The organism is Arcticibacter sp., from assembly GCF_045629565.1.
Classification (GTDB): domain Bacteria; phylum Bacteroidota; class Bacteroidia; order Sphingobacteriales; family Sphingobacteriaceae; genus Arcticibacter.
Map to the genome: position 1 here is coordinate 1 of NZ_JAZQRL010000021.1, position 6,076 is coordinate 6,076.

A 6,076-nucleotide genomic window follows, 5' to 3' on the forward strand; every position below is an offset into this window, starting at 1 on the left:
CGATAAGTTAGGGCGCGTGTTCTCTCTGTATTTCAGTATGGCTATTCTTCCAAGCCTAATCGGTTTGCTGTTCACGGGTTTTATTGCGGAAATTATTGGTATCTCAAATGCCTTTTTAATAGCGGGTGCATCGGTGATGCTGATAGGCGTAGCTTCTTTTTTGACGCCTGGGCTAATGCAATTAGGTAAGAGCAGAGCAGAGTGACATACAGAAGTTAGGTTTATCAAATGAAATGGTGATGGAACTACTGATGTATAAGCGCCTATTTGGGAACAGAGACTTTACGGTTGATATGTTGCTTTTTTTCTTCATTGCCGGTTTTCTTTCTTCTTACGCCTGTACTCCGTTGGGCTGCAACTATATCTCGCTTTGAACACCGTGGAAAAATACGTCGGCGAGGCAATACCTACCTGATAAGTTATTTCAGAGATGGATATGTCTTCGTTCAATAATAAATATTTGGCTTTCTGAAGACGCCTGTTTAAGATATAGTCAGTAATCGTACAGTCCAACAGCGCCTTCGCTTTGCGGTATAACTGAATTCTGGACATACCTATGCTTTTGCAGATATCGTCTACACTGAAGTTTTCGTTGGCGATATTGCTCTCCACTATAGAAGCAAACTCGTTTAAAAATTTCTTGTCAAGCTTTTTGGAGGCGGGTAGTTTACTTTCTACCGGCAACTCGCTGCTAAAGCGGGAGCGTAATAAATCTCTGTTATGAAGGAGGTTCTTGATCGTTTCGTCCAGATACTGAAGATTAAAGGGTTTGGTAATGTAAGCATCAGCCATAGTTTTTAAGCCCTTTATTTGCTGTTCCTGGCTTCCCTGAGCCGTCAAAAGGACGATGGGTATGTGTGATGTCCGGATGTCATTTTTTAGCGCCTGGGTGATTTCTGTTCCTGATTGTGCAGGAAGCACAATGTCTGATATGATAATGTCCGGAACGTTTTCAAAAGCCTGATGTAGGCCGCTGTTTCCGTTGTTAGCTGTAAACGTCTCGTATTGGGTGGAAAACTTTTGCTTCAAAAAGTGCAGTAGTTCTTCGTTATCTTCAATGATGAGAATAGAACGCTCCTTTAATGATTGCTGAAGTCCTGGGCTATCGGCTATCTCCGTCGCATCTTCTAATTCAGTGGTATAGATCTTAATGTTGTCGTAATCCAATGTAGATTCTTCTGCTGTATGAACTTTCTCATCCTCATGGAAATGACTGTCACCTAAGGGTAGCTGAATAATGAAGCGTGCGCCTTTTTCTTTTTGACTGGACACTTTTATGGATCCTTTGTGTAGCAGGATCATCTCTTTTGAAAGTGATAGTCCCAGGCCGGAACCTTTGGATCGTTTCGAATCATCCTGATAAAATAGGTCAAACGCATGCGCCAATGTATGTTCATCCATTCCTGCTCCATTGTCCTCGACTTTCAGCTCTACGCTATTCGTCTCGTTGTTCTTTTCGATGGTGACAATGATTTTTCCGCTGTCATGGGTGAACTTAAAGGCGTTGGATAGCAGGTTGAATAGCACTTTGTCCAGCATATTGGTGTCGAACCAGGCGCTTAAATGGGTTTCGCTGCTTACCATGCGTAAATCGATATTTCTTGTATACGCGATATCTTTGAACAGATCGATAATCTCTTTGGTGAATGCCAGAAGATCATTCTCAGTAGCGCGTACCCGCATCTTTTCATAGTCGATTTTTCTGAAATCAATCAACTGATTGACCATTCGCAGGAGCCTCATCACGTTTTTATTAATAAGCTGCAAATGACTTCGTGTTTTTTGAGGCAGTTTGCTGTCGGCAAGCAACTCTTCTAATGGGATGAGTATTAGGGTTAGGGGAGTTCTGAATTCATGTGAAATATTGGTAAAGAAATTAAATTTGGCTTCCGTGGCAGATTTGGCTTTTTCAGACATCTCGATAAGCTGATTTTGCTTTTCCAGGATCTCATGATTTTTATGTTCGAGATGCTTATTGTTTTTCCAGTTTTCGTTAAGTGAATAAAATGCGATTCCGGCGAATACAATCGCTAATACCAGACTGACGACCAGAATGTTCAGTATGACTTGCTGATTGTTATAGATAATTTTTTGTTCTGACAGCATATTCTGCTGCCTCTCGATATCTTTCTGCTGGCTGGTCATTTTATCTGCCTGCAGGACCATCAGTTCTACATTGCTTGAATCGATCACAACGGACTTTAACGCCGTGTTTTTTTTGAAGGGCAACTTGTTCAGTATATTGATGGCGGTACGGATTGCTTCCTTTCCTCCTGTAGGGTACAGCATGGATGCGTCGAATACTTTTTTGGATACTAGTTCGAGACCGTTATTTTCTCCGGGTAGCGCATCAACGCCAACGAGTTTGATTTTTCCGGCAAGGCCGTTGTTTTTAAGAACGGCGTAGGTTCCCAATGCCATTTGGTCGTTATGCGCAAATATGGCGTCGGCCTGGTAGAGTAAGTGTTTGTTGAGGTTGACCTCTTCTTGTGCCTTATGATTGAGCCAGCTTCCTGAAAGCTGCTTAATAACCTGGATTGATGGATAGCGTTTCAGCGCACTTTTAAAGCCCTCGTTTCGCTCTACTGCGGGAGAGGATCCTGTAAGGCCTGTCACTTCAATAATATTTCCTTTTTCCCTCAGACGATGAGCCAGGTACTCGCCGGCCATTCTACCGATTTCAAAATTGTCGGCACCGACGTATGCTGTATAAAAGTTAGAAGAGATCTTACGGTCGATGACTACGACTGGTGTTCCCTGGCTGAAAGCTTGTTCGACAATGGGTGTCAGGGGTTCTGATTCGTTGGGGGAGATAATCAACAGATCGATATCTTTCTTTAGTAGTGATTCGACTTGTTCAATCTGTTTATTACTGTTTCCGCCCGCATCTTCATAAATGAGCTCAATATCTGAATGAAATGACAATTCTCTTCGCATCTCCTCCAGCATGGTGATCCTCCACTGGTCGGAACCAATGCACTGAGAAAAACCGATTGTGTATCGGGGCTTATCTTGATTGCCTTTACAAGCGCTCAAAAAACCTGCAAAAAGTGATAAGAGTAAAATCAAAAGATGAAGTCTCTTCTTATTTCCCGTCATGTGTTTCCTCTGATTCTATAATTGATTATTGAAAGCTACATAAATTTGATTAAATGGTAAATTTTAGGGGTTTGAACACGGCGTTGGAACTCGTTAAACCTATCTCTAAAGTGATTTAAAAGTTAAAACGGGTGATACAAATTTAAAAGTGCAGTAGGTTTTTAAATTCCTGTTAAAAAATAAGTATTTGATATGCAGGTGTTTACAAATTAATTCGACTGTGCTCGTTTTTTTGAAGACATTGATACAAATTCAAGACTTAAAATTGGAATAAGCATCTACTTTGGTGATTGTAAACCTAATAAGTATATGCAAAAAAATTCTGTTATCGCCTGGTCACTGGTTGTGGCACTCGGCGGATTTCTCTTCGGCTTCGACACGGCGGTGATTTCGGGAGCTGAAAAATCTATCCAGCAATATTGGGCACTTAATGTTTTTGAACACGGCCTAACGGTGTCTATAGCTTTAATAGGTACCGTAATAGGCTCACTGGTTGGCTCTGTTCCTTCTGATAAATATGGAAGGAAAAATACGCTATATATGGTTGCTGCTTTGTATTTGTTGTCGGCTATTGGGACTGCTTATGCAACCAACTGGTATGTGTTTTTGCTATTCAGAATGATGGGCGGATTCGGAGTGGGGATGTCTTCTGTTACTGCTCCTATATATATATCGGAGATTTCTCCTGCTAATTTGAGAGGCCGTTTGGTTGCCTTGTTTCAGTTCAATGTGGTACTGGGAATCTTGATTGCTTATTTATCCAATTACCTCATTGGGCAGGAGGGGGAGAATTCATGGCGATGGATGCTCGGTGTTCAGGCATTTCCGTCACTCATTTATCTTGCGTTAATCAAGTTGGTTCCTGAAAGTCCACGTTGGTTAGTTTTGCATAAGGGGAGAGACGCTGAGGCTTTGAAGGTATTGAAACGCATCAACCCGCTTAATTCGGAGCAGGAGCTCATCGCGATTAAGCAATCACATCGGGTCCTGGCTGAATTTGAAAAGCCGGATTCTCTGCTTACAAAGAAGTATAAAACGCCGATCACATTGGCGGTTTTGTTCGCTGTCTTCAATCAGGTGTCGGGTATAAATGCGATCATCTATTATTCTCCGCGCATTTTTGAGATGGCGGGACTGGGTGCTCATACGTCTTTATTGTCTACTGTAGGTATTGGGCTGGTGAACTTTACGTTCACTTTGATCGCCATTGGCTTCATCGATAAGGTGGGAAGAAGGACCTTGATGTTGATCGGGTCGGTGGGCTTAATACTCTCTCTCGGTTTGGTCTCACGTACTTTCTTCATGAACGATTTTAGCGGCTTTGCCATTACATTTTATCTGATGATCTATATCGCATTCTTTGCTTTTTCACAGGGTGCCGTCATCTGGGTATTTATTTCAGAAATCTTTCCAAATGAAGTCCGCGCGAAAGGCCAGACGCTCGGAAGTTTTACCCACTGGATCATGGCAGCTGCGATCACTTTCTGTTTTCCATACCTGTCTGAAATTGCGGGCGGCGGAAATACATTTCTATTTTTCAGTGTAATGATGATGCTGCAGTTGCTCTTTGTATGGAAACTTATGCCTGAAACTAAGGGCAAGTCTCTTGAGCAGATTGAAAGCAATATGATGATGCATTAACCATATTAAACCTTTAAGAATGACAGGTATGAAAGGAAAAGATCACCATGTAGTCTGCTTTGGTGAGATTCTATGGGATAATTTACCCACAGGCAGAAAACCAGGCGGCGCACCCATGAACGTCGCCTACCATTTAAAAAAACTGGGTATAAACAGTATACTGATCAGTCGGGTAGGGGACGACGATAATGGTGAAGAACTGATCCGCTTTATTAAGGCAAAGGGATTATCTATAGACTTTTGCCAGAAGGATCCTGATCACGTAACTTCTACGGTAGAAGTAGTGATAGGCGATGATCAGGAGGTGAGGTACGATATCGTTGCGCCGGTAGCCTGGGATTATATAGCACTTGAAAAGGGGTTGCCTGAGCTTGTTTCTGAATCAGATGCCTTCGTATTCGGAAGCCTGGCAACAAGAAACAGGACTTCTTACGAGACGCTGCTTTCTTTACTTGAGAAAGCGAGCTGCAAAGTGTTTGATGTTAATCTGCGCGCTCCTCATTTTGACGTGAAGAAAATGGGGGAGCTGCTATCCAAAACCGATTTGTTGAAACTCAATATCCATGAGCTTTACCTCATCTCTGGTTGGTTTAGTACGACCTGTAGTACGGAAAGTGACAGGATCAGTGTATTGCAAAATTTCTTTGGCATTCCGGAAATAGTTCTGACCAAGGGTGGAAGTGGTGCATCTTACTATACCCAAAACGCTCAGTGTAATTACCCGGCTTTTAAGGTTGAGGTGAACGATACTGTTGGGAGCGGAGACTCTTTTCTTGCAGCATTTTTGTCGAAAAGGATAAAGGGTGAGAGTATTGAGGGGATTTTAAATTACGCCTCAGCTTTGGGAGCTTTCATTACAACTCACTCAGGAGCATGTCCGGAGTATAAGCAATACGATTTAGAAAGATTTATATGGAAAAATGATTTAAACTCAGCCAGGCACTTAATTAAGTAGAAAATTAACTAACTAACCAAACTCATGAAAAATTTAATACTTATAATTCCCCTAATTATAGCTGTAATGTGCTCTTCCACGGCGCAGGAGCGAATAATCAGGGGAAGGATTACAGAGAAAGCAACCGGGCAACCTGTTATTGGTGCTTCTGTTGTCGTTCAGGAAACGAACAAAAGTACAAGTACCGATGTAAATGGCGCATTCTCTGTTCATGCGGCCACCGGCCAAACGATCAGGGTCACTTATATTGGCTTTGAGACGGCGCTGGTCAAAGTAACTAACAGTAACGAGGTAGTTATTCAGCTTGATGAAGCTGCCGCGAGTTTATTGTCTGAAGTGGTGGTTACTGGATATCAGTCCCAACGTAAGAAGGATCTGACC

Annotated in this window: 4 protein-coding genes and 1 pseudogene; 4 read left to right on the plus strand and 1 reads right to left on the minus strand. The window is 42.3% G+C overall.

The window, feature by feature from the left end:
- Positions 1-205: pseudogene (locus ACKI5J_RS02520) on the plus strand (macrolide efflux MFS transporter Mef(C)); the annotation flags it as partial.
- 104 nt (positions 206-309) lie between these two features.
- Here the strand turns inward: ACKI5J_RS02520 and ACKI5J_RS02525 are convergent.
- Positions 310-3,099, minus strand: a complete 2,790-nt coding sequence (locus ACKI5J_RS02525; protein ID WP_407426182.1) for a substrate-binding domain-containing protein — start codon at positions 3,097-3,099, stop codon at positions 310-312.
- A gap of 309 nt (positions 3,100-3,408) precedes the next feature.
- Between ACKI5J_RS02525 and ACKI5J_RS02530 the strand changes: the two genes are divergently transcribed.
- The 3 genes from ACKI5J_RS02530 to ACKI5J_RS02540 form a co-directional block, all read left to right on the plus strand.
- Complete coding sequence (locus ACKI5J_RS02530; protein WP_407426184.1) at positions 3,409-4,740, plus strand: sugar porter family MFS transporter; 1,332 nt, start codon at positions 3,409-3,411, stop codon at positions 4,738-4,740.
- Between the two features lie 28 nt (positions 4,741-4,768).
- The gene (locus tag ACKI5J_RS02535) at positions 4,769-5,695 is read left to right on the plus strand and encodes a carbohydrate kinase family protein (protein WP_407426186.1); all 927 of its coding nucleotides are present in this window, start codon (positions 4,769-4,771) and stop codon (positions 5,693-5,695) included.
- Positions 5,696-5,719: 24 nt separating this feature from the next.
- Positions 5,720-6,076, plus strand: a 357-nt coding sequence (locus ACKI5J_RS02540; RefSeq protein ID WP_407426188.1) for a carboxypeptidase-like regulatory domain-containing protein, incomplete at its 3' end; no start/stop codon positions are given.

Coding starts and splice junctions, on each gene's coding strand:
- ACKI5J_RS02535 (WP_407426186.1), top strand. CDS start 4,769: ATGAAAGGAAAAGATCACCATGTAGTCTGCTTTGGTGAGATTCTATGG.
- ACKI5J_RS02525 (WP_407426182.1), bottom strand. CDS start 3,099: ATGACGGGAAATAAGAAGAGACTTCATCTTTTGATTTTACTCTTATCA.
- ACKI5J_RS02530 (WP_407426184.1), top strand. CDS start 3,409: ATGCAAAAAAATTCTGTTATCGCCTGGTCACTGGTTGTGGCACTCGGC.